Source organism: Modestobacter sp. SSW1-42 (genome assembly GCF_046635825.1).
GTDB lineage: Bacteria > Actinomycetota > Actinomycetes > Mycobacteriales > Geodermatophilaceae > Modestobacter.
On record NZ_JBISCA010000002.1, the window covers coordinates 727,606 to 748,605 of the forward strand.

At 75.1% G+C, this 21,000-nt stretch carries 23 protein-coding genes, 4 tRNA genes and 1 pseudogene; 15 read left to right on the forward strand and 13 right to left on the reverse strand.

From position 1 onward, the window contains the following. Positions 1-240: 240 nt before the first annotated feature. The 3 genes and pseudogenes from ACGBYP_RS08770 to ACGBYP_RS08780 form a co-directional block, all read left to right on the forward strand. On the forward strand, positions 241-363 hold the full coding sequence (locus tag ACGBYP_RS08770; RefSeq protein ID WP_411583078.1) for a hypothetical protein: 123 nt from the start codon (positions 241-243) through the stop codon (positions 361-363). Positions 364-504: 141 nt separating this feature from the next. Then, positions 505-705, forward strand: a complete 201-nt coding sequence (locus ACGBYP_RS08775; RefSeq protein WP_411583081.1) for a helix-turn-helix transcriptional regulator — start codon at positions 505-507, stop codon at positions 703-705. 244 nt (positions 706-949) lie between these two features. Continuing rightward, positions 950-1,756, forward strand: a pseudogene (locus tag ACGBYP_RS08780) (tyrosine-type recombinase/integrase); the annotation flags it as partial. 197 nt (positions 1,757-1,953) lie between these two features. Here the strand turns inward: ACGBYP_RS08780 and ACGBYP_RS08785 are convergent. The 4 genes from ACGBYP_RS08785 to ACGBYP_RS08800 all read right to left on the reverse strand — a co-directional run bounded on the left by ACGBYP_RS08785 (position 1,954) and on the right by ACGBYP_RS08800 (position 4,451). Then, positions 1,954-2,029, reverse strand: a tRNA-Lys gene (locus ACGBYP_RS08785). Between the two features lie 157 nt (positions 2,030-2,186). Beyond that, entirely contained in the window at positions 2,187-2,993 is an 807-nt protein-coding gene (locus tag ACGBYP_RS08790; protein ID WP_411583083.1) for a hypothetical protein, read from the reverse strand. Between the two features lie 45 nt (positions 2,994-3,038). Next, the gene (locus ACGBYP_RS08795; RefSeq protein ID WP_411583086.1) at positions 3,039-3,926 is read right to left on the reverse strand and encodes a Rieske 2Fe-2S domain-containing protein; all 888 of its coding nucleotides are present in this window, start codon (positions 3,924-3,926) and stop codon (positions 3,039-3,041) included. A gap of 42 nt (positions 3,927-3,968) precedes the next feature. After that, positions 3,969-4,451: a hypothetical protein gene (locus tag ACGBYP_RS08800; protein ID WP_411583089.1), complete on the reverse strand. Its 483-nt coding sequence runs from the start codon at positions 4,449-4,451 to the stop codon at positions 3,969-3,971. 194 nt (positions 4,452-4,645) lie between these two features. Between ACGBYP_RS08800 and ACGBYP_RS08805 the strand changes: the two genes are divergently transcribed. Continuing rightward, positions 4,646-5,176: a GtrA family protein gene (locus ACGBYP_RS08805; RefSeq protein ID WP_411583092.1), complete on the forward strand. Its 531-nt coding sequence runs from the start codon at positions 4,646-4,648 to the stop codon at positions 5,174-5,176. A 49-nt stretch (positions 5,177-5,225) separates the two neighbouring features. Further along, positions 5,226-5,555 carry a hypothetical protein gene (locus ACGBYP_RS08810; RefSeq protein ID WP_411583095.1) on the forward strand — a complete coding sequence of 110 codons (330 nt, stop codon included), beginning with the start codon at positions 5,226-5,228 and terminating at the stop codon, positions 5,553-5,555. A 5-nt stretch (positions 5,556-5,560) separates the two neighbouring features. Here the strand turns inward: ACGBYP_RS08810 and ACGBYP_RS08815 are convergent, their stop codons facing one another. After that, a complete protein-coding gene (locus ACGBYP_RS08815; RefSeq protein ID WP_411583098.1) occupies positions 5,561-6,223 on the reverse strand; it encodes a hypothetical protein in 663 nt (220 codons plus the stop codon). Between the two features lie 142 nt (positions 6,224-6,365). Between ACGBYP_RS08815 and ACGBYP_RS08820 the strand changes: the two genes are divergently transcribed. From ACGBYP_RS08820 to ACGBYP_RS08830, 3 genes are all read left to right on the forward strand, one after another. Further along, positions 6,366-6,438: transfer RNA gene (locus ACGBYP_RS08820), tRNA-Glu, on the forward strand. Between the two features lie 23 nt (positions 6,439-6,461). After that, a tRNA-Asp gene (locus ACGBYP_RS08825) sits at positions 6,462-6,538 on the forward strand. Positions 6,539-6,571: 33 nt separating this feature from the next. Continuing rightward, positions 6,572-6,645 (forward strand) — tRNA-Phe (locus ACGBYP_RS08830). Positions 6,646-6,779: 134 nt separating this feature from the next. On the opposite strand, the gene ACGBYP_RS08835 is transcribed toward ACGBYP_RS08830, so the two are convergent. Beyond that, the gene (locus tag ACGBYP_RS08835; protein ID WP_411583101.1) at positions 6,780-7,979 is read right to left on the reverse strand and encodes an endo-1,4-beta-xylanase; all 1,200 of its coding nucleotides are present in this window, start codon (positions 7,977-7,979) and stop codon (positions 6,780-6,782) included. Positions 7,980-8,295: 316 nt separating this feature from the next. On the opposite strand from ACGBYP_RS08835, the gene ACGBYP_RS08840 reads away from it, so the two are divergent. Together ACGBYP_RS08840 and ACGBYP_RS08845 are read left to right on the forward strand one after the other, a co-directional pair. After that, positions 8,296-9,039 (forward strand): response regulator transcription factor, encoded by a 744-nt coding sequence (locus ACGBYP_RS08840; RefSeq protein ID WP_411583104.1) that lies wholly within the window; start codon positions 8,296-8,298, stop codon positions 9,037-9,039. 16 nt (positions 9,040-9,055) lie between these two features. Beyond that, entirely contained in the window at positions 9,056-10,546 is a 1,491-nt protein-coding gene (locus tag ACGBYP_RS08845; RefSeq protein ID WP_411583107.1) for a sensor histidine kinase, read from the forward strand. Between the two features lie 2 nt (positions 10,547-10,548). Here the strand turns inward: ACGBYP_RS08845 and ACGBYP_RS08850 are convergent, their stop codons facing one another. Continuing rightward, complete coding sequence (locus ACGBYP_RS08850) at positions 10,549-11,583, reverse strand: glycosyltransferase (RefSeq protein WP_411583110.1); 1,035 nt, start codon at positions 11,581-11,583, stop codon at positions 10,549-10,551. 166 nt (positions 11,584-11,749) lie between these two features. After that, complete coding sequence (locus ACGBYP_RS08855) at positions 11,750-12,802, reverse strand: DUF3533 domain-containing protein (RefSeq protein WP_411583113.1); 1,053 nt, start codon at positions 12,800-12,802, stop codon at positions 11,750-11,752. Positions 12,803-12,856: 54 nt separating this feature from the next. Between ACGBYP_RS08855 and ACGBYP_RS08860 the strand changes: the two genes are divergently transcribed. From ACGBYP_RS08860 to ACGBYP_RS08875, 4 genes are all read left to right on the forward strand, one after another. Then, the gene (locus ACGBYP_RS08860; RefSeq protein WP_411583116.1) at positions 12,857-13,474 is read left to right on the forward strand and encodes a TetR/AcrR family transcriptional regulator; all 618 of its coding nucleotides are present in this window, start codon (positions 12,857-12,859) and stop codon (positions 13,472-13,474) included. A gap of 131 nt (positions 13,475-13,605) precedes the next feature. Beyond that, entirely contained in the window at positions 13,606-13,815 is a 210-nt protein-coding gene (locus ACGBYP_RS08865) for a hypothetical protein (protein WP_411583119.1), read from the forward strand. 32 nt (positions 13,816-13,847) lie between these two features. Beyond that, positions 13,848-14,468, forward strand: a complete 621-nt coding sequence (locus ACGBYP_RS08870; protein ID WP_411583122.1) for a hypothetical protein — start codon at positions 13,848-13,850, stop codon at positions 14,466-14,468. Beyond that, on the forward strand, positions 14,468-15,142 hold the full coding sequence (locus ACGBYP_RS08875) for a hypothetical protein (RefSeq protein ID WP_411583125.1): 675 nt from the start codon (positions 14,468-14,470) through the stop codon (positions 15,140-15,142). The genes ACGBYP_RS08870 and ACGBYP_RS08875 overlap by 1 nt, the downstream gene beginning before the upstream one ends. 7 nt (positions 15,143-15,149) lie before the next feature. Here ACGBYP_RS08875 and ACGBYP_RS08880 read toward each other — a convergent pair whose 3' ends face one another. After that, the gene (locus tag ACGBYP_RS08880) at positions 15,150-16,016 is read right to left on the reverse strand and encodes an MBL fold metallo-hydrolase (protein ID WP_411583128.1); all 867 of its coding nucleotides are present in this window, start codon (positions 16,014-16,016) and stop codon (positions 15,150-15,152) included. A gap of 64 nt (positions 16,017-16,080) precedes the next feature. Here ACGBYP_RS08880 and ACGBYP_RS08885 point away from each other — a divergent pair, with 64 nt between their 5' ends. Further along, positions 16,081-16,605, forward strand: coding sequence for a hypothetical protein (locus ACGBYP_RS08885; protein ID WP_411583131.1), 525 nt, complete (start codon positions 16,081-16,083; stop codon positions 16,603-16,605). A 45-nt stretch (positions 16,606-16,650) separates the two neighbouring features. Here ACGBYP_RS08885 and ACGBYP_RS08890 read toward each other — a convergent pair whose 3' ends face one another. The 4 genes from ACGBYP_RS08890 to ACGBYP_RS08905 form a co-directional block, all read right to left on the reverse strand. Further along, positions 16,651-18,012 carry a peptidoglycan DD-metalloendopeptidase family protein gene (locus ACGBYP_RS08890; protein WP_411583134.1) on the reverse strand — a complete coding sequence of 454 codons (1,362 nt, stop codon included), beginning with the start codon at positions 18,010-18,012 and terminating at the stop codon, positions 16,651-16,653. A gap of 109 nt (positions 18,013-18,121) precedes the next feature. Further along, entirely contained in the window at positions 18,122-18,928 is an 807-nt protein-coding gene (locus ACGBYP_RS08895; RefSeq protein ID WP_411583137.1) for an ATP-binding cassette domain-containing protein, read from the reverse strand. Further along, positions 18,925-19,986, reverse strand: a complete 1,062-nt coding sequence (locus ACGBYP_RS08900) for an ABC transporter permease (RefSeq protein WP_411583698.1) — start codon at positions 19,984-19,986, stop codon at positions 18,925-18,927. Before ACGBYP_RS08900 ends, ACGBYP_RS08895 begins: the two co-directional genes overlap by 4 nt. Next, entirely contained in the window at positions 19,983-20,978 is a 996-nt protein-coding gene (locus tag ACGBYP_RS08905) for a substrate-binding domain-containing protein (RefSeq protein WP_411583140.1), read from the reverse strand. The genes ACGBYP_RS08900 and ACGBYP_RS08905 overlap by 4 nt, the downstream gene beginning before the upstream one ends. Between the last annotated feature and the right edge of the window lie 22 nt (positions 20,979-21,000).

The window sequence follows — 21,000 nt, forward strand, 5'->3', positions numbered from 1 at the left end:
ACGGCCGGTAGTGCGAGGCGTGCGGCAGCGACCTCCTGCGCCTGGTGCCACGGCCCGATTACCCCGCGATCCCGTGGCCCCATCCCCAGGTGGTGCTCGGCGACCTGCCGGCACCGCGCCTGGGAGCAGACCCGGGCAGCCAGGTCAGGCCGGTCCGCGGTGGTAGTGGTCGAGCGGGTCGTCGTCACCCCTGCTCCCCCGGTGGAGCCGAGAGCGCCGCGGCACGACGAGTGGGCAAGCGTGCTGCGAGACCTCGCCGGGCAGATCGACCGCGGGCTCGTCTACGACCGGGAATTGTTGACGGTCGCCCGCGCGGTCGACGAGGTCATCGCCGCGCTCCGCCGTCGCCCCTACCGCAGGTGACGCCGCGCTCCGGTTGCAGGGGTGACAAGCGGGGGTGACGTAGCTGTCGGCGCCGACTGACAGCGATTGGGGCTGGTCGACGCCTGCTCTGTGGACCGGCTGCCGACATCCGCAGCCACCGTCGATCACCGGGAGACCGTCATGACCATTCGACTGCTGACCACCGAGGAGGTGGCGGCCCGGTTCCGCACCAGCCCGGCGACCGTCCGCTACTGGCGGCACATCGGGATCGGTCCGGACGGCGTCCGCGTCGGCCGACGAGTGCTCTACGACGAGCACGAGGTCGACCAGTGGTGGCAGTCGAAGGTCGGCGGGGAGAAGGCCACCCGCATCCACAGTTGACCGCGCAGCGCCGCCACGTGTCCGCTCCATCGGGCAGGCTCAGCCGGACACGCTTCGCCCGGCACCCCGATGCGACCCGGACAGGAGGTCCCCTGCCGTGGACGGCTCCATCACCCGGATCACGCTGAGCGACGGGTCCTCCCGCTACCGCGCGCGGTACCGAGACCTCGGCGGCCGCCAGCACGAGAAGCGCTTCGTCCGGAAGCTCGACGCCCGACGCTGGCTGGACGAGGCGACCTCAGCGATGGTCACCCAGACCTGGACCGCACCGGAGCGCGGCCGGGTCACGGTCTCGGCGTGGGCGGACCAGTGGCTCGCGGCGCAGACTCAGATCAAGCCGAGCACCCGGTACCGGTACCTGGGCCTGCTCCGCACCCACGTCCTGCCGGCCTGGGGCAGCCACCGGCTGGCCGACGTCACCCACGCCGAGGTCGCCCGCTGGGTCGCCGCGCTCCGCGCGAACGGTTCGGCGCCGGCCACCGTGCGCCAGGCGCATCGCGTCTTCGCACTTCTGCTGGGGCTCGCCGTCCGGGACGGGCGCATCCCGCGGAACCCGGCCGACCGGGTGCCGCTCCCCCGCGTCACCCGTGACGAGCCGCGGTTCCTGAGCCGCGAGGAGGTGGAGCGACTGGCCGAAGCGGCCGGTGCCGATGGTGACGTCATCCGGCTGCTCGCCTACACCGGGCTGCGCTTCGGCGAACTGGCCGCGCTGCGGTGCCGCTGCGTCGACTTCCTCCGCCGTCGGCTCACCATCGCCGAATCGGTGACCGAGGTGGCCGGCCGATTGGAGTTCGGGACCCCGAAGACACACCAACACCGCAGCGTGCCTCTGCCCGCTGCGCTGGTCGGTCCGCTGTCGCTGCGATGCGCGGACAAGCCGGGCGACGCCCTGCTGCTGACGACGTCCGCCGGCACCGCACTCCGGCTTCGAAACTGGCGTCGCGTGGTCTTCGACCCGGCCGTCCGCGAGGCCGGGCTGGCCGACGTCACCCCACATGACCTTCGGCATACGGCCGCCTCACTTGCTGTCGCCAGTGGCGCGACCATCAAGAGCGTCCAACGCATGCTCGGACACGCCTCGGCGGCCATGACGCTCGACGTCTACGCCGGCCTGTTCGACGACGACCTCAGCGATCTGGCTGCCCGGATGGACGCCGCGGCGCAGGAGGCCGCGGCGGATCGTGTGGGCGTCTTGTGGGCGCGACCTCCAGCCGACCACCCCAAGAGCGGGAAACGTGCAGGCCAGCGTGGTGGGCCCCGTGGGGATCGAACCCACAACCCGCGGATTAAAAGTCCGCTGCTCTGCCAGTTGAGCTAGAGGCCCGGCCTGCTCAGTGTCCCAGAGTCACAGCAGGGTGATCAGCAGGACGACGACCGCGGTGAGCACCAGGCTGAGCAGCAGCGAGCCCAGGCAGCCGAGCCGGTTGGAGAAGAAGAGGAACACCACCCCTCCCTGCCCGCCGGGCGGGGAGGGCAACCGGTCAGCCCTGGCACACCCGGCTGAGCAGGTCCTGCAGCAGCGCCCGCTGCCCGTCGTCCAGCGGCAGGGGCACCGGCACGGGCGCGCCCTCCCCCACCGCGACCAGCAGCGGGAAGACGAACGGCTGCTTGGTCTCCGCCAGTGCGTGCGGGTCGCAGGTCGCCGGCCGGAAGGTGACGGACATCCGCAGCTCGCCGCCGGACATCCTCGCGGGCAGCCCATCGGACAGGACGGGCTCCAGCACCACGCTGCGCTGCAGCGCGGACACCACGACGTCGCCCTCGGTGCCTGCGCCGCGGGTGAGCACCACCTCGCCGGTCACCGCGTCCCCGGTTGCGGTCAGCCCCACCACCGAGACGCCGGCCGCGTCGGTGACCGCCTCGACCCGGCACAGCTCGGCGTGCACGTCGCCGAGCACCGGACCGGCCAGCGGCACCCGCACCCGCTCGGCCGGCGCCCCGTCCCGGACGACGGTCAGCAGCGCGGCGACCGGATCGGGTGACACGGCGCAGTCGACGGCCCCGAACCGGGCGGTCAGGTCGTACCGGCGCCCGGTGTCGAACTCCTGCACCCGCTCACGGGCCGGCAGCCCCGCGAACCCGGGCGAGTCCAGCTGCACCGACGTGACGGTGAACGGCGTCGTCCCGGTGTTGGTCAGGCGCACCTGGAAGCTGTCGCCGATCGCCACGTCGCTGCGATGCCGGAGCGACTCGGCGGCCATCCCCGGCACCTCGGGCAGTGCGGCGACCGACGGCGCGGGCTCGCCGTCCGGGCCGTCGCACCCGGCCAGCAGCAGGAGCGCCACCACCGCCCCTCCGCCGCCCCGCACGGGGGCAGCGTAGGGGCGGTCAGCTCACTTCTGGGTGTGCCGGTTCGGCAGCCGGCCGAATGCCCGTCCGGCCTCGTACTTGACCTCGAGCTTCTCCTGCGCCGACGCCGTCGGGCCGCGCCGCGGCTCGCCGTTGTCGAGGGAGAAGGCCGAGCCGTGCCACGGGCAGACCAGGCAGTCCGACCCGCGCACCTCCTCCACCGTCCCGCCGGACAGCGGCCCGCCGACGTGGGCGCACGCGTCGATGAACGCGTCGACGGTCAGGCCGCGGCGCACCACGGCCAGCGCGATCGGCGTCCCCTGGCCCTCTCCGGTGCGCTGCACCGGGCGGCCCTCGGGCAGGTCGTCGAGCGGACCCAGGTCGATCCAGTCGGTGGTGAGCTGGCGCGCCTCGACCACGGCGTGGTTGGCCCCCGACGACTGCGCGTAGGACATGTGGCCTCCGACCGCCGCCGAGCCGCTGGCGATCAGCAGGCCGCTGTAGGACAGCACCCGCCCGGCCGTGCCGTTGCCCTTGCCGCGCGCCACCAGCGAGCCGACGTACAGCCCCAGCGCGGCGACGTTGCTCACCGCGTGCAGCGCGCCCAGGCGGCGGACGGCGTCGTCCTGCTCGGACCAGTCGGCCGCACCGGCCAGCGCCGCAGGCAGGCTGCCGGCCACGCCCGCGCCGATCATGGCGGTGGCGGCCGGCCGGGTCGCCGGCGCGAGGTCGAGCAGCCCGGCGGACAGCCAGGTGCCCACCGGCACCATGGCCAGGATGGGGTGCAGCGGGTGGCCCAGCCACGTGCCGTGCAGCAGGTCCTTGAAGGCCTGCGGCTTCAGCACCTTGTCCACCACCGCACGGGCGGACTCCAGTTGCTTGTCGAACGACCCGACCTCGGAGAGGCGGTCCAGCACACCGAACAGGCTCATGGGCGGTCCCTTACCCGTGGTGCGGGAGGAGAACCGGACCGGTCAGGACGTCGCCGTCCAGTCGGTGCCCTCGGCCAGCAGCGCGATGGCGGCGGCGCCGATCTCGTCGACGTCGGCGGCCACCCGGGTCACCAGCTCCAGCGGGCCCACGGCCGGCGGACGGGCGCACAGCAGCCCGGCGAGCCGGTCCGCGGCCGCCGCGAGCCGCTCCCTGCCCGGCAGCACGGTGTCGTCGGGGTCGGCCTGGACGCCCGGCCACGGCAGCCCGCCCTCGGCGCACAGCACGGGCAGCCGGCGCAGCAGGGCGGCGGCCCGCGCGGCGGTCCGCCACGCGGCCCCCTCGGCCAGCGCCGGTGGGCAGCCTAAGGCCGCCTCGGCCCAGCGGAGCAGCCCGAGGACGTCGGACCACAGCACGTCGGAGACGACGTCGTCGGCCGGTCCGCCCACCGCCGACCGATGGGCGCGGACCAGGACATCTCCCACCGCGGGGTCGTAGAGCCAGGGACGCCGGGGGCTGCTGGTCATGCGGTCACCGTGGCGCACCGACCCGGCAGGGCCCTGTCGGTCACCTGCGAGCTGGCTGTGACCACGCTCCGTGAGCGACATCACCGTGTGTGCACGACGAGCAGGGGGAATGCAGAGCTGCCGCAGTAGTTTGCTGACAGCGGACGGCTGTGCCATCAGCAGTCGTCGCCGTGCCCGTCCGCCGAGGAGAACCCGTGACCTGCCCGTCCCTGATCCGCCGCGCCGGCCTCACCGCTGCCGCGCACGAGGGACGGTCCGACGTCGCCCGGCTGCTCGAGCAGGGCCGCCACACGCTCGTCGGCCTGCCGGCCCGCCTGCAGGCCGACGACGCCCGCGCGCAGTTCGCCCGCTTCGTCGTCGTCGGGGGCCTCTCCAGCGCGGTCTACGCCCTCGTGTTCATCGCCCTGGGCGGGCTCGGCGACCAGACCGCCAACCTCGTCGGGGCCGTCGGCTCCACGCTGCTGGCGAACGAGATGCACCGGCGGCTGACGTTCCACGCCGGGCAGCAGGTCACCTGGCTCACCGCGCAGTGGGAGGGCGGCGGGCTCGCCGCCATCGGCCTGGTGGCCACGTCCCTGACGCTGGCCGGGGTGCACGCCCTCATCGGCGACGTCGGCACGGTCGCTCAGCTCTGCCTCATCGCCGCCGTCACCGGTGCGATCGGCCTGGTGCGGTTCATCGCGCTGCGCAGCTGGGTCTTCACCGGCAGCACCTCGCGTCCCTGACCTCCGCAGCCTCCCCCGCCGGCGCGCCGTCCGGCCCTACGCTGCCCGCATGTCGAACACGCACCGGCGCGCCACCCGGACCGTCGTGGGCGCCGCCGCCGGCCTGCTCGCCCTCCTCCCGCTGACCGCCTGCAGCTCGCAGAACGTCTCCTGCTCGGGGCAGCAGTGCACCGCGACCCTCAGCGGCTCCGGCGCCGAGGCCAGCTTCTTCGGCACCGACCTGGCCTTCGCCGGGACGAAGGACGGCCGGGCCACCATCTCCGTGGGCAACGCGAGCTACTCGTGCGCGCAGGGCGAGAGCCTGTCGGCGGGCCCGCTGTCGATCACCTGCACCACGGTCACCGACGACTCGCTGGAGATCACCGCCGCCCTGGGCTGAGGCGCTCAGCCCTCGTCGACCACCTCGACGACCACCCGGGACGGCCCGGTCAGCGAGTACACGCGGAACGGCGCCCGCCCGTCGGTGCCGATCCAGGCGACCGCCGTCCCCTCGAACGTGCCGTCGTAGACGACGCCGGCGACGTGCTCGCTGTCCGCGGCCCCGACCGGCCCGCGGGGCACCTCCGTCGCGCCGGTCTCGTAGGGGTAGCTCACGCCCTGCAGGACCACCTGCAGCACCGCCTCCCCCGGGACGTCGACGGGGTCGCCGCTGCCCTGCGCGGACGCGCTGTCGACGTACTCCACCTGCCAGCCCGGGGTGCCGGAGCCGGCCAGCTCGAACACCACCCGGTCGTACCCCTCCTGCCGGGCCGCCCGGACGGCGGTGACGGTGAGCCCCGCGGGGTCCACGGCCTCGGCGACGTCGGCGGACGTGTCGGCGGGTGCACCCGTGGCGGCCGGGGTGCCCGTGGGCGTCCCGGACGGCGTCGGCCCGGCGGACGCGCTCGAGGAGGTGGACGCGCTCGACCCACCGGCAGCGCTCGTCGGTGCCGCCGCCGTGGTCCCCGCGTCGACGGTGTCGGTCGTGCCGCCGCAGCCGGCCAGCAGGGCGGCGGCCAGGACGGCGCCGGCGGCACGCAGCGGTCGGGAGGAACGGGAGGAGGTCACGGCCCGATGCTGACATGCGCGGGGGCTGCCCTCGGGTCCGCCGCGCGGGGCGCCGGCACCTCGGCGACGGCGCGCCCGGGGAGGGGGTGCAGGAGACCGCTCAGGACTCATGTATGGTTCTCCCTGCCTCCAGCGACCACGAGCCCCCATCGTCTAGCGGTCCAGGACGCCGCCCTTTCAAGGCGGTAGCACGGGTTCGAACCCCGTTGGGGGCACGCAGTACACAGCTCCACAGTCTGGCCCTGTAGCGCAGTTGGTTAGCGCGCCGCCCTGTCACGGCGGAGGTCGCGGGTTCGAGTCCCGTCAGGGTCGCCATCCGGCGTCCGGCTCAGGCCGGTTCACCGGGAGGGGCAGGTAGCTCAGTCGGTACGAGCGCTCGCCTGAAAAGTGAGAGGTCGGCGGTTCGACCCCGCCCCTGCCCACCCGAGGAGCACAGGAACGGCCCGCCACGCGATCAGCGTGGCGGGCCGTTCCCGTTCCCGGGCCCGGTGCAGGGCCTGGACGCTCCACGGGGCGCCGCGCGGTGTGCGCGACGCCCCGTGGACCCCACGGGCGGTCAGCGCCCGCCGGAGCCCTCACCCGTGCGGTGGCGGGCCTTGCCGGCAGCCAGCGCGAGGTCCTGGGAGATGACCGTGTACTCCGGCTTGGCCTGGTAGTCGTCGTCGAAGAGCAGGGCAGCGCCCTCACCCGGGAAGACGCCCGGGATCCAGGAGTTGCTGTCGGCGACGCCCCAGACGGTGTAGGAGACGCAGCGCTGCACGAACAGGCAGGCCTTCATCGTCTGGTCCCAGTAGGCCTGCTGCGTGTAGGCGTGCAGGGCCGACAGCGGCTCGCTGGTGAACGTGCCCTCGGTGGCGCCGGGCTTGACGGCGGTACGGACGTCGACCTCGGTCTCGGCGACGTCCAGGCCCAGGTCGGCGAACCGCTGCATGGTCGCCTGCAGGTCCGGGAAGCCGTACTGGGTGCTCAGGTGGGTCTGGAAGCCCACGCCGTCGATCGGCACCTTCTGCGCCTTGAGCTTCTTCACCAGGTCGTAGACGGCCTGGCTCTTGGGCCCGGTGTACTCGATGTTGTAGTCGTTGTAGAACAGCTTCGCCGAGGGGTCGGCCTGGTCGGCCCAGCGGAAGGCGTCGGCGATGTAGTCGGTGCTGTTGCCCCACGCCTTGTAGAAGATCGACTGCCGCGGCGTGCCGTCCTCGTTGAAGGCCTCGTTCACCACGTCCCAGGCCCAGATGCGGCCCTTGTAGCGGCCGGCCTCGGCCTGGACGTGCTTCTTGACGGCGTCCTTGACCTGCTGGTCGGTCAGCGTCGTCGTCGTCCCGCCGTTCGTCGCCATCCAGGCCGGCAGCTGGCTGTGCCACACCAGCGTGTGGCCGCGCACGAGCTGGCCGTTGGCCTGGGCGCTCTTCACAATCTCGTCGGCACCGGTGAAGTCGAAGACGCCCTGCTGGGGCTCGACGACCTCCCACTTCATGACGTTCTCGGGCGTGATGGTGTTGAACTCGCGGTTCACGATCTCGGTGTAGGCGGCGTCCTCGCCGAGCAGGTCGGTGTTGACGGCCGTCCCGATCCGCAGGCCGGTGGTGGAGGCGAGGGCACGCAGCGAGCCCTCGACGATGGCACCCGGCGGGCGCGCGGCCGCGGCGGCCTGGGCCCCCGCGGAGTCGGCCGAGGGGAGGGCCAGGGCGGTGGTCTGTGCGGCCAGGACCGTGGCCAGGCCGACCGTCCCGATGACCAGCGAACGACGAACGCTCACGTACATGCTCCTTTGCACGGTGGATGCGACGCCCTCGTCCGGCCGGGTACGACGTCGTGCTCCGGTAACTACCGGAACCGGCCGAGGACGAGGGGAACCTAAGACGGGCCTGTGAGCCCGTCAACCGCAGATGAGACCAGCGCCACACACGCCAGCACTGCGGCCCAGGTCACAGCCGAGCCACGGCTGCGGACCGATAGTTTCGGAGTCCACGACACGCCGGGGACGCGCCGAACGCCCAATCACGGCCCGACGACCCAGGTACTTCCTGTGCAGCACCCAGGGAGTTCGCAGGATCGGCAGGCAGGGTCGGGGCATGACCACGACCACCCCGCCGGCATCCGGCTCCCGGACCCAGTTGACCCGGCCCGACGGCAGCGCCCTGCGGGTGCTGGTCGTCGACGACGAGCCCTCCATCTGCGAGCTGCTGTCGATGGCGCTGCGCTACGAGGGGTGGGACGTGCGCACGGCGGCCGACGGGGCCGAGGCGGTGCGCACCGCCCGCGACTTCCGACCCGACGCCGTCGTCCTGGACGTCATGCTCCCGGACATGGACGGCCTGGAGGTGCTGCGCCGGCTGCGCGCGGACTCCCCGCTCGTGCCGGTGGTCTTCCTGACCGCCAAGGACGCCCTCGAGGACCGGATCGCCGGGCTCACCGCCGGCGGCGACGACTACGTCACCAAGCCGTTCAGCCTCGAGGAGGTCGCCGCACGGCTGCGCGGGCTGCTGCGGCGCACCAGCCGGGTCGTGGCCGACGACGGCCTGCTCGTCGTGGGCGACCTGACCCTGGACGAGGAGAGCCACGAGGTCACCCGGGGCGGCGACGACATCCGGCTGACCGCCACCGAGTTCGAGCTGCTGCGCTACCTGATGCGCAACCCCAAGCGGGTGCTGTCGAAGGCGCAGATCCTCGACCGGGTGTGGCAGTACGACTTCGGCGGCCAGGGCAACATCGTCGAGCTGTACATCTCGTACCTGCGGCGCAAGATCGACGCCGGTCGCTCGCCGATGATCCACACGCTGCGCGGCGCCGGGTACGTGATCAAGCCCGCCGCATGACGCCGACCCACCCGCGGTGAGGCGCGGTCCCACGCGCTCGCGCCGCTCGCTGCGGGCCCGGTTGCTGGTCGCGTTCGTCGTCCCGCTCGTGGCGGTGCTCGCGCTGGTCGGCGTCGTGTCCGTCACCGCGCTGCGGCACCAGCTCACCAGCCAGGTCGACACCCGCCTGGAGGCGGCCACCGACCGCTCCCGCGACTACTCGGCCGGCCCCGGCCCCGGCTCCCCGTTCCCCCGCCCGGACGGCGAGGACGGCCCGGGCCCGGCGTTCCTGGGCGCCCGCGGGCAGGGCGAGGGCACCCTGGGCGCGACGGTCACCGGCGGGGTCACCACCTCGGCCGGCGTGCTGGGCCCCCGCGGCCAGGAGTTCGAGCTCGACGACGCCCAGCGGGCCCTGCTGGCCGGGCTGCCCGCCGGCGACGGGCCGGTCACCGTCGACCTGGGCGGCGACCTCGGCAGCTACCGGGTGGTCGCCGAGTCCTCGCCCGACGGTGACGTGCTGGTGACCGGGTTGCCGCTGCGCGGGACCACCGACGCCGTCCGGAACCTGGTCCTGGTCGAGGCGCTGGCCGGGCTGCTGGCCCTGCTCGCGGCAGCCGGCGCCGCAGTGGTGGTCATCCGCCGCACCCTGCAGCCCCTGGACCGGGTCGTGGCCACCGCCACCCGGGTGTCGGAGCTGCCGCTGGCCAGCGGTGAGGTCGAGCTGGCCGAGCGCGTGCCGCCCGAGGACACCGACCCGCGCACCGAGGTCGGCCAGGTGGGCACCGCGCTCAACCGGATGCTGGACCACGTGGAGGGCTCGCTGGCCGCCCGCCAGGAGTCCGAGACCCGGGTGCGGCAGTTCGTCGCCGACGCCAGCCACGAGCTGCGCACCCCGCTGGCCTCGATCCGTGGCTACGCCGAGCTGGTGCGCCGCACCGGTGGCGAGGTCTCCCCCGACGTCGGCCGGGCGATGACCCGGGTGGAGTCCGAGGCGCTGCGGATGCAGGAGCTGGTCGAGGAGCTGCTGCTGCTGGCCCGCCTGGACGCCGGGCGGGACCTCGGCCGCGAGGACGTCGACCTGACCGCGCTGGTGGTCGACGCGGTCAGCGACGCCCACGTCGCCGGCCCCGGGCACCGCTGGCAGGTCGACCTGCCCGACGTCCCGGTCGTCGTCCCCGGCGACGCGGCCCGGCTGCACCAGGTGCTGACCAACCTGCTGGCCAACGTGCGCAGCCACACCCCCGAGGGGACGACGGCGACCGTGCGGCTGCGCGCCGAGGACGGCTGGGCGGTGCTCGGGGTCCGCGACGACGGACCGGGCGTGCCGCCGGCGCTGCAGGCGCACGTGTTCGAGCGCTTCGCCCGCGGCGACGCCTCCCGGTCCCGGACGGCGGGCAGCACGGGGCTCGGCCTGGCGATCGTCGACGCCGTGGTCAGCGCGCACGGCGGCAGGGTGGAGCTCGACAGCGCGCCGGGCCGCACGGTGTTCACCGTCCGGCTCCCCCACGCCACCGGGCTCGGCGGCTGAGCTCAGGCCGGCACGTGGTCGGCCGCCACCTGCTCGTAGACCTGGGCGTGCACCCGCCGCACCGCCTCCCGCTGCTCGGCCCGCCAGGTGCGGTCGACCCGCGCCGGCGCCGGGCGGGTCAGCGCCGCGACCACCGCGGAGGTGAGCGAGGCGGCGTCCAGCCCCTCGTGCGGGTCGGTGCCGTACACGACGACGTCGGACCACTGCTGGCCGCGCCAGCCGCCGGAGGGGACCACCGCGCGGGTGCCGGCGTCGCGGCACAGCTCGACCCAGCCCGAGTGCGACCCGCCCCACCACGGCAGCACCGACACGTGCAGCTCCTGCAGGTGGCGCACCCACCCCTCGGGCCGGGGCTCCCAGCTGCGGGCCAGCTCCAGCTCGCCGCCGTCGGCCAGCGCCAGCAGCTCGGGCAGCCGGGCGGCCAGGTCGACGTCGGGGTGGACGTCGACGCGCAGCCGGCCGCCGCCGGACACCGCGCCGGACAGCGCCGCGCGCACCAGCGCCAGCGGGTGGCGCACCTGCGGGTCGAGCCGGCCCAGGTGCAGGCCGACCAGGCGGGTCTCCCGGCCGATGCCGGGTGTGGGCCCGGCCAGCGAGGGGTGGGCCACGACGATCGCCGTCCGGCCGAACCGGTCGGCGATCTCGTCGGCCGCCCCCGGGGTCAGGGTGAGCACCACCTCGGCGGTGGCCAGCAGCAGGCGCAGGTGGTTGCGGTGGCGGGCGGGCATCAGCGTGCCGTCGGCGGCCTCGCGCGGGACGAGGTCGTGCACGGTCACCACGAGCGGGACGTCGCTGCGCCGGACGGCCGCCGTCCAGGCCTCCATCTCCGGCACGGTCAGGTGGTCGTACCCGCCGTGCAGGTGCAGGACGTCGACCTCGGCGGCGTGGGCCAGCAGGTGGTCGGGGTCCAGCCAGGGGCTCGGTGAGGCGTCGGGGCCGACCCGCACGACACCGGCGGGCAGCACCGCGTCCAGGTACGGCGTCGCGAACGGGACGGTCGCGACCCGGACGGGTCGCTGCCTGCGCTCATCGGGCACGGCACTCACGCGGTGGTACGCCTCCTGCGGTCGAGCACTGCGACGGCAGGGGCGGTGCTCTCGACGGACGGGGACAACCGGTTGTGCCCCACCGGCCTCCCTTACCCGGGCATCCGGGACCGAACCGGCGGCCGCACGACGACCACCCGTCCGGGTGGTGCGGCGGTCAGCCGGCGACCGGGACCGGCTCCGCGGCGGCCGCCCCCCGCCCGGCGCCGGCCAGGGTCGCGAGCACCCCCACCACGGCGTAGCCGGCCAGCACCAGGCAGGCCTGACCCACCCCCGCGCCACCGAAGTGGACGATCCCGCGGACGGCGTCGGTGCCCGCGCCCGGCGGCAGCCAGGGGCCGATGGCGGCCCAGAAGGGCGGCAGCAGCGGGGCGGGGTAGGCACCGCCGGCGCTGGGGTTGCCCAGCACCACGAAGAGCAGGATCGCCAGGCCGATGCCCACCAGCCCGGTCCAGACCTGCAGCGCCGTGGTGAAGGCGCCGACGGCGAGGACCAGCAGGGCGCCGAGGGCCGCCAGCGCCAGCAGGTGGCCGTCGAACACGCCCAGCACCGGCCCGGTGATCAGCGCACCGCCGACCCCGGAGACGACGGCGTAGACGGCCAGGCTGGCCAGCCGCACCGCCCCGCGGGCCCGGGTCGGCGGCCGCGAGCCGGCGCTGACGCCGATGATCGAGGCGACCAGGTAGCCGCCGACCACCCAGCCGACGGCGAGGTAGAACGCCGACAGGCCGCGGGCGTCGGACTCCCCGGCCGGGACGACGTCGTCGGTGGTCACGGTGCGCTGCTGGGCGGCCTCGACCCGGGTGAGGACCTCGGTGAGCGCGCTGCTCACCGCGCCGCCCTCGGCGCCGGCCACCAGCAGGGTGTCCTCGGTGCCCGGACCGACCAGCAGCACGCCGTCGACCTCCCGGTCGGTCAGCAGCCCGCGGGCGGCGGCCTCGGTGGCGGCCACCCGGGTGTCGAGGGGGTCGCCGTCGAGGGCGCCCAGCCGGCCGGCCACCTGCTCCGCGGTGCCGGCGGGCGCCCCGGCCGGGGCCACCACGGCCAGCGGGACGCCCCGCGGCGTGGGCGCGTGGAAGGCGCCGACGTAGCTGAGCACGAAGCCCAGCTGCAGCAGCAGGACGCCGACCACCAGCACCACCGCCCGGCGGGTCACCCCCGGCAGCAGCTCCCGGCGGGGCGCCTCGTGCTGCCCGTGCGTGGTGCCCATCGACGACTCCTCGATACTGATCGGTATCCGATACCGACGAGTATCCTCCCGACCGTGGACGACGCGCGCCGAGATGCTGCGACCTCGCGCACACCCCGGCCGGGCAAGGACGAGGTGCGCGCCCGGGTGCTGCGCGCGGCCGCCGCCGTCTTCGCCGAGCGGGGCCTCGCCGCGGCCAGCCTCGACCAGGTCGCCGCCGCCGCGGGCTTCACCAAGGGCGCGGTCTACTCCAACTTCACCAGCAAGGACGAGCTCTTCCTCGCCCTGATGGCCGACCAGGGCGCCCGCCGGGTGGACGCGGTCGAGGCCGCGCTCGCGCGCACCACCGACCTGCCCGGCGCGCTCGCGGCGGTCGGCGCCGAGCTGTCGGCGCAGGAGACCACCTGGCAGCTGCTGTTCCTGGAGTTCTGGCAGCGCGCGGTGCGCGACCCCGCCGTCCGCACCGCCTTCGTCGCCTCCCGCCGCGAGCTGCGCGGCCGCATCTCCGGCGTGGTGGAGCGGTTCCTCGCCGAGCACCCGGTGCGCACCGGGTGGGACGCGGCGTCACTGACCGTGGTGCTGGTCGCGCTCACCCACGGGCTGGCCGTCGAGTCGCTGCCCGACCCGGACGCCGTCCCGGGCGACCTGCTGGCCCGGGTGCTGGCCGACCTGGTCGATCCGGAGCCCACCTGACCGGCCGGCGGGGTCGCCCTGTCGACCGCCGTCAAGTGGCGCATGTCCCCGGAGCGCGGGGTCCAGGTTCGGTGACTTCTGCCCGGCGTCGTCGCGGACGCGGACCGGTCCCCACCAGTAGTTTCCCGTCCATGCTCTCGACGCTTCTGGTCATCGCCGGCGTGCTCGGAGGGCTGCTCGTGCTGCTCACCCTGATCGTGCACCTGTCCGCCCGGCCGGCGACCCGCGTGCAGGGCACTGCCGTCCGGACGGCGCCGTGGGTGGCCGACGCCGGGCAGCCCCACCCGGACACGTGGTCGCCGCTGTCGACCACCACCACCCAGAGCCGCGTCGTCCGCTGAGCCCCGCGGGCGCCCCCGCTACGCTCCCCGCGATGACCAGCGACGCGCCTGCGCTGCAGGTCTACCCGATCGGGCAGCTCATCGGCGTGCGCGCCGTCGTCGACCAGTTCGACGTCCGCGTCGGGGCCGGCCTGCACAGCCTGACCGCCGCCGAGTTCGGCGTGTGGGCGATGGCGCACGGCCCGGCCGACCACGTGCCCCGGCCCTGGACCCCGCAGGCGCTGGCCCAGCAGGCCGCCGCCGTCGGGCTGACCGGCTTCCCCGAGCGGCTGGCCCGGCTGGAGGCCGACGGCCTGGTCGCGCTCGCCGCGCCCGGCACCCCCTCGGCCCGCGCGCTCGCCGAGCGGGTGCGGCTGGTACCGCTCGTGATCGGGCTGGGCAACAGCGCCGAGGCGCCGGACGCCTACTCGGTCGGCCTGCCAGGCCGGCCGCTGGCGGTGCTGACGGCGGCCGCCTACGACCTGTTCGAGTGGGCGCACATGGAGAGCAGCCTGTGGCGCGCCTGCGAGGGCGCGGCGGCCACCGCGGTGCGGGTGGGCCTGTCCGACGCCGCGTCCACCGACCCCGAGGGGCTGCTGACGGCGCTGCTGGGCGACCTGCACCGGCTGCTGACCCCGAACGCGGTCTGCCTGGACACCTGGGCGGTCGACTGATGGCCGCGCCGCACGAGGAGCCGCTGGTGCTCCCGCTGGGCCACCCCATGGGGCCCTTCCACCAGCACCGCGGCGCACCGCCCAGCTACTGGGTCGTGCGGTTGGGCTGGGACAGCCCGCTGCTGCAGGACCGGGCCACCGCCGACGTGTGGGCGCTCGCGCACGGGCTCCCCGACCGGGTGCACGGCACCCCGTGGACCCGGTCGGCGGTCCGTGCGGCCGCCCTGGAGGCCGGCATCGCCGACCTGGACGAGCGACTGGACGGGCTGGTGGCCCGCGGCCTGGTCGCCGAGGTCGCCCCGGGCACGCCCGCGGCCGAGCAGTTCGCCCGCACCCACCGCGTGCAGTCGCTCCTGCTGGGCCTGGGCGCCCAGCCCGATGCGCCGGGCGTCGACGGCATCGGGCTGCTGGGCCGCCCGCCGCTGGCCCGGGTGCGGCCGGACACCTACGAGTTCTGGCAGTGGGCCCACCTGTGGCCGACGCTGTTCGAGGCCGCGGCCGGCCTGGCCGAGATGGCCGCCCAGGCCCCCGGCGCCGCCGCCGAGGACACCGACCCGGCCGCGGTGCTGGACCGGGCGTTCCGGCAGCTGCACACGCTGCTGTCGGGCAACGCCGTCTACCTCGACCGCTCGCTCGCCGTCGCCGACGCCGCCCGCACCTCCGCCGGCAGCTGAGCCCGCCTCAGGCCGGCCCGGCCCGGTCGCCGTCGACCCGCACGCGCCCCTCCGCGGCCAGCTTGACCAGCGCGGCCCGGGTCGACTGCGCCGCCGCCGGCAGCACGGCGGGCGCCACGTCGGGGTACACGGCCGCGACGAGCTCCGGCACCGTGCGCGGCCCGGCGGCCAGCAGCGCGAGCAGCTGCCGCTCCCGGTGCGCCCGGTGGTCGGCCAGGTAGCGCAGCACGGCCGAGGGGTCGACGGTCAGCTCCGGGCCGTGCCCGCAGTACAGCGCCGAGGGCCCCAGGTCGTGCACCCGGCGCAGCGAGTCCAGGTACGCGACCAGGTCGCCCTCGGGGTGGCTGACCACCGACGTCCCGCGGCCCAGCACCGAGTCGCCCACCAGCACCGCTCCGGAGGCCAGCCGGAAGGCCAGGTGGTCGGCGGTGTGCCCGGGCGTGGGGACGACGTCCAGCGTCGTCCCGGCCAGGCGCAGGCGCTCGCCGGCCGCCAGCAGCCGCCCGCCGGGCCCGGCGACGGCGGGCGAGGCCGCGGCCACCGGCGCGTCGAAGTGCCGCGACCACGGGTGGGCCGCCGCGGCGTGGTCGCCGTGGTGGTGGGTGACCAGCAGCGCCACCACCCGGGCGCCCCGCACGGCCAGCGCCGCCTCGACCGCTGCCAGGTGCGCAGGGTCGTCCGGACCGGGGTCGACCACCACGGCCTGCCCGGACCCCGGCTCCCCGACCAGGTGGGTGTTGGTGCCGTCGAGCGTCATCGGCGAGGCGTTGGGCGCCAGCACCCGGGTGACCAGCGGTTCCGGGTCGGCGACCGGCGCCATCGCCCCCGGGGCGGGCAGGTCCCAGGTGCTCCGCGGGTCCACCGGCGCGCTCACGGACGGCACGGTAGCCCCGCCGCGACCGCGGCCGCCGTCCGACCGGCCACGTAGCGTCGACCCCATGCGCGCACCCGCGACCCTGCTCAAGGCCGGCCTCACCGCCACGGCCGCCCTCGTCCTGCTGACCGCCTGCGGCGGATCGGAGGAGGAGGCCACCGACGCCGCGGCCGCCTCCGCCCCGTCCTCAAGCGCGGCCGCGTCGTCCAGCTCCGCGGCCCCCGGCTCCAGCGCGTCGTCCTCCGGCGGCTCCGACGACCCGGCGGCGCAGGCCTTCTGCGACCAGGCCGGGCAGGCGCTGAACCAGGTGAGCCAGAGCCTGCAGTCCCCGGACGCGGCCTCCGTCGGCCCCGCCCTCGACCAGGCCGTCACCGACCTCGAGGCCGTCCAGGCCCCCGCCGAGATCAGCGCCGACTGGGACGCCGCCAAGCAGCTGTTCGCCGGCCTCCGCGACGCCGTGGCCGGTGTCGACCTGGACACGCCGGAGGGCCAGGCGGCCGTGCAGGAGGAGGCGACCCGGCTGCAGGCCGAGAGCGCCGACGCGCAGACCCGGCTCGACGCCTGGACCAGCGAGAACTGCGGGGTCTGACCCAGGTGCCCGGGCGTCCCGCCGGTCGGGGCGCCCGGGGTCCGCTCAGCAGCCGCGGATGGTGATCCCGCGGGCCCGCAGCCACGGCACGGGGTCGACCTGACCGCCGTACATGAGGCCGCTCGGGTGCACCTCGAAGTGCAGGTGCGGCCCGGTCGACTGCCCGCGGTTGCCCACCTCGGCGATCCGCTCACCGGCCCGCACCCGCTCGCCGTCGGCGACGAAGTACCGGTTGACGTGGCCGTAGACGGTCACCGCGCCGTCGTCGCCGCGGATGTAGACCGCCAGCCCGAAGCCGGTGGCCGGGCCGGCCCGCTCGACGACCCCGGTCGCCGCGGCGTAGATCGGCGTGCCGATGGGGGCGGCGATGTCCACGCCGTAGTGCGTGACCCCCCAGCGGGCGCCGTAGCAGCTGCTGGTGCGGCCGAGCGCCGGACGGACGTAGCCCGAGCCGCCGTCGTCCTGGGCCGCGTCGCCCTCCGAGGTGTCCACGTCCGCCGCCGCGGCCGCCCGCGCCCGCCGGTCGTCCTCCTCGGCCTGCGCGCGGGCCCGTGCCTCCTCCTCCCGGCGGGCCGCCTCCTCGGCGGCCTTCTGCGCCTGCCACGCCTGGTAGGCGTTGCGCGCGCCCTGCAGCTCCAGCAGCCTCACCTGCGCGTCCTGCAGCTGCTGGTCCAGCTGCTGCTTCTGCTGGTCGGCCTCGGCCAGCGCGGTCTGCTGGGCGGCCAGCTGCTGGTCCGCGGCGACCTTGGCGGCCTCCGCGGCGGCCTCGGCGGCGGCCTTGTCGTCCCGGGCGTCGCGGGCGGCGGCGTCCGCGGCGGCCTGCTGCACGCGGGCGTCCTCCATCAGCCCGAGGACGTCGACCTGGTGGTCGCCGACGTAGTCGAGCATCGCCGCCTTCTCGATCAGCTCGGCCGGCCCGTCGACGTCGAGCAGCGCCATCTCGCTGGTGAGCTCGGAGCCGTTCATGTAGGTGTCGCGGGAGAAGTCGGCGATCCGCGCCTGGGCCGCGGCCACGGCCTCGGCGGCGGCCTCCAGGTCGCGGGCGGTCTGCTGGGCGGCCGCCTCGGCCAGCTGCCGGGCCTCCTCCGCCGCCAGGTAGGCGGTGCCGGCGGCCTCGGCCTGCACCTGGACCTGCTCCAGCCGGGCCTGCGCGTCGGCCACCAGCGCGGTGATCCGGTCGACCTCGGCGACCGCCGCGGCCTGGGCGGCCTGCGCGCCGTCCAGCTGCTCGTCGGAGGGGTTGACCGGCTCGGCCCACGCGGTGCCGGCGGTGAGCACCGTGGTCAGGGCGAGGGCGGCGGCCAGCCCACCGGAGACCGTCCGGGTCCGCCACCGGGACGCCCGGGGCAGCCGGCCGGGGGCCGGGCACCGGGGTGCCGGGGACGGGCGCAGCGCAGGCCGCGGCATGGTCGCTCCTGGGGAAGAGGGCGGTGCGAGGGGACTCCCCCGAGGGTCGCACCGACCTCAGTCGTCCCCAAGGCAACACGCGGCGCAGTTGTCACATGACTCTGCGCAGTCAAGATCGCGGTTCGCGCCCCAGCTCCTCGGCCAGCTCGGTGAGCTCGTCGCCACCGGCCATCATCGTCGTCAGCTCCTCGCGGCTGACCTCGCCCTTCGCGAAGTCGCCCAGGCTGCGCCCGCGGTTGAGCAGCAGGAAGCGGTCGCCCACCGGATGCGCGTGGTGCGGGTTGTGGGTGATGAAGACGACGCCCAGCCCCCGGTCGCGCGCCTGGGCGATGTAGCGCAGCACCACGCCGGCCTGCTTCACGCCCAGCGCGGACGTCGGCTCGTCGAGGATCAGCACCCGCGCGCCGAAGTGCACCGCGCGCGCGATCGCCACCGACTGACGCTCACCACCCGACAGCGTGCCCACCGGCTGGTCGACGTCCCGGACGTCGATGCCCATGGCGGCCAGCTCGCGCCGGGTGACGTCCTTGGCCGTCGCGCTGTCGAAGCGGCGGAAGGGGCCCCAGCCGGTGGTCGGCTCCGAACCGAGGAAGAAGTTCCGCCAGATGGCCATCAGCGGGATCATCGCCAGGTCCTGGTAGACCGTGGCGATCCCGGCGTCCAGCGCCTCGCGCGGGGCCCCGAAGCGCACCGGGGCACCGTCGAGCAGCAGCTCGCCGCGGCTGGGCCGGTGCACCCCGGACAGCACCTTGATCAGCGTGGACTTGCCCGCGCCGTTGTCGCCCAGCACGCAGGTGACCTCCCCGGCCCGCACGCTGGTGGAGATCCCGTCCAGCGCGATGACCGAGCCGAAGTCCTTGCCGATGCCGCGCAGCTCCAGCAGCGGAGCGCCCGCCGCACCCGATGCGGTGCTCATCGCCGGGCCGCCTCGGCGTAGCGGCGCACCGCGCGGTTGCTCAGCACGGCCAGCAGCAGCATCGCGCCCAGGAAGAAGTAGAACCAGTCGGCGTCCCAGCGCAGGTAGACGATCCCCTGCTGGGTCATGCCGAACACCAGCGCGCCCAGCGCCGCCCCGATCGCCGAGCCGAACCCGCCGGTGAGCAGGCAGCCGCCGATGACCGCCGCGACGATGTAGATCAGCTCCTGGCCGGTGCCGGTGTTGGCCTGCACCGAGGTCAGCCGGACGGCGGTGATCGAGCCGACCAGCCAGGCCGCGAACGCCGTGGTCATGAACAGCGCGATCGTGGTGCGGGCGGCCGGCACCCCCACGTTGCGGCTGGCGACGTCGTCACCGCCGGTGGCGAAGACCCAGTTGCCGAACCGGGTGCGCAGCAGCACCCAGGTGGCCACCGCGGTGGCCAGCAGCCACCACACGACGGCGATCCGGAACGGCTGGCCGAAGACCTCGAACGTGGAGGCGAGCACCAGCTCGGCCGAGTGGTAGCCCGGCGCGTCGGCGATCCCGCGCACCTGCACGGTGCCGGTGAACAGCTTGGTGAGCCCCAGGTTCAGGCCCTGGAGCATCAGGAAGGTCGCCAGCGTGATGATGAAGCTGGGCAGCCCGGTGCGGGTCACCAGCCAGCCGTTGAGGAAGCCGATGGCCAGCGCCAGCACCAGCGCGGCGCCGATGGCCACCCAGATGTTCTGCTGCAGCTCGACGGCGACGACCCCGACGGTCAGCGCGGTGGTGCCGGTCATGACGCCGGCGGACAGGTCGAAGTGCCCGCCGATCATCAGCAGCGCGACCGCGACCGCCATAATGCCCAGCGTCGAGGCGACGTCCAGCCAGTTCGCGATCCCGCTCAGCGACCGGAAGACCGAGCTCTGCGCGGAGAAGAACGCCAGGATGACGACGGCACCGATCAGCGACCCGAGCTCGGGCTTGACCAGCAGCCGGCGCCACAGCCCGACGGCCGCGACGCGCTCGTCGGCGCGCCCCGGCCGGTCGACCGGCGCCTCGCGGGTCGCGCTCAGCGGGTGCCCGCCGAGGCCAGCGAGGCGATCGCCTCGACGTTGTCGGCGTCCACGATCCCCGGCCCGGTGAGCACCGCCCGACCGCCGCCGACGGTGTTGAGGTTGGTCGCGTACAGCTTGAGCATCACGATCGGCAGGTAGCCCTGCTCGTACTGCTGCTGGTCGACGGCGAAGGAGACGGTCCCGTCCTGGATGGCGGCGATGACGTCGCCGTTGAGGTCGAAGGTGGCGATCTCGGCGCTGGACCCGGCGTCGGAGGCGGCCGCCGCGGCGACCGGGGCGACGGCGGAGTTCAGCGTCAGGACGGCGTCGACCGACGGGTCGGCCTGCAGCTGCGAGGTGATCGTCGCCTGCGCGCCCTGCAGGTCGTTGATGTCGACCTGCAGCAGCCGGACGTCGGTGCCCAGGCCCTGCGAGGCGCCGGCGCAGCGCTGCTCGAGGCCGATGTTGCCGGCCTCGTGCACGACGCAGAGCACGTTCCGGCGCCCCTCGCTGGCCAGCCGCTGCCCGGCGCCCTGCCCGGCGATCGTCTCGTCCTGCCCGACGTGCCCGATGGCGCCGAACTCGACCGACCGGTCGGCGCCGGAGTTGATGGTGACCACGGGGATGCCGGCGGTGCGTGCCGCCGCCAGGGAGTCCTGCAGCGCGTCGGGGTTGGCCATCGAGACCACGATGCCGTCGACGTCCTGGTTGACCGCGGCCTCGATCAGCTGGGACTGCCGCTGCGGGTCGCCGTCGCTCTGGTAGTCGACGCCGACGCCGAGGTCGTCGCCGGCGGCCACCGCGCCCTTCTGCACGACGTCCCAGAAGGCGTCGCCGGCCGAGCCGTGGGTGACGACGGCGAACTGCAGGTCGCCGTCGGCCGTGCCACCGCCCCCGCTGGGAGCGGCCGCCGTGGTCTCGGCCTCCCCGCCGGAGTTCTCGGTGGAGCAGCCCAGGAGCAGGAGAGGTGCTGCCAGGGTGAGTGCGAGCAGCCGCTTGCGTCGAGCCATCGTGTGCCTGTCCTCCTGTGTG

Coding starts and splice junctions, on each gene's coding strand:
- ACGBYP_RS08775 (WP_411583081.1), top strand. CDS start 505: ATGACCATTCGACTGCTGACCACCGAGGAGGTGGCGGCCCGGTTCCGC.
- ACGBYP_RS08795 (WP_411583086.1), bottom strand. CDS start 3,926: ATGAGCCTGTTCGGTGTGCTGGACCGCCTCTCCGAGGTCGGGTCGTTC.
- ACGBYP_RS08800 (WP_411583089.1), bottom strand. CDS start 4,451: ATGACCAGCAGCCCCCGGCGTCCCTGGCTCTACGACCCCGCGGTGGGA.
- ACGBYP_RS08810 (WP_411583095.1), top strand. CDS start 5,226: ATGTCGAACACGCACCGGCGCGCCACCCGGACCGTCGTGGGCGCCGCC.
- ACGBYP_RS08840 (WP_411583104.1), top strand. CDS start 8,296: ATGACCACGACCACCCCGCCGGCATCCGGCTCCCGGACCCAGTTGACC.
- ACGBYP_RS08855 (WP_411583113.1), bottom strand. CDS start 12,802: ATGGGCACCACGCACGGGCAGCACGAGGCGCCCCGCCGGGAGCTGCTG.
- ACGBYP_RS08865 (WP_411583119.1), top strand. CDS start 13,606: ATGCTCTCGACGCTTCTGGTCATCGCCGGCGTGCTCGGAGGGCTGCTC.
- ACGBYP_RS08870 (WP_411583122.1), top strand. CDS start 13,848: ATGACCAGCGACGCGCCTGCGCTGCAGGTCTACCCGATCGGGCAGCTC.
- ACGBYP_RS08875 (WP_411583125.1), top strand. CDS start 14,468: ATGGCCGCGCCGCACGAGGAGCCGCTGGTGCTCCCGCTGGGCCACCCC.
- ACGBYP_RS08885 (WP_411583131.1), top strand. CDS start 16,081: ATGCGCGCACCCGCGACCCTGCTCAAGGCCGGCCTCACCGCCACGGCC.
- ACGBYP_RS08890 (WP_411583134.1), bottom strand. CDS start 18,012: ATGCCGCGGCCTGCGCTGCGCCCGTCCCCGGCACCCCGGTGCCCGGCC.
- ACGBYP_RS08895 (WP_411583137.1), bottom strand. CDS start 18,928: ATGAGCACCGCATCGGGTGCGGCGGGCGCTCCGCTGCTGGAGCTGCGC.
- ACGBYP_RS08905 (WP_411583140.1), bottom strand. CDS start 20,978: ATGGCTCGACGCAAGCGGCTGCTCGCACTCACCCTGGCAGCACCTCTC.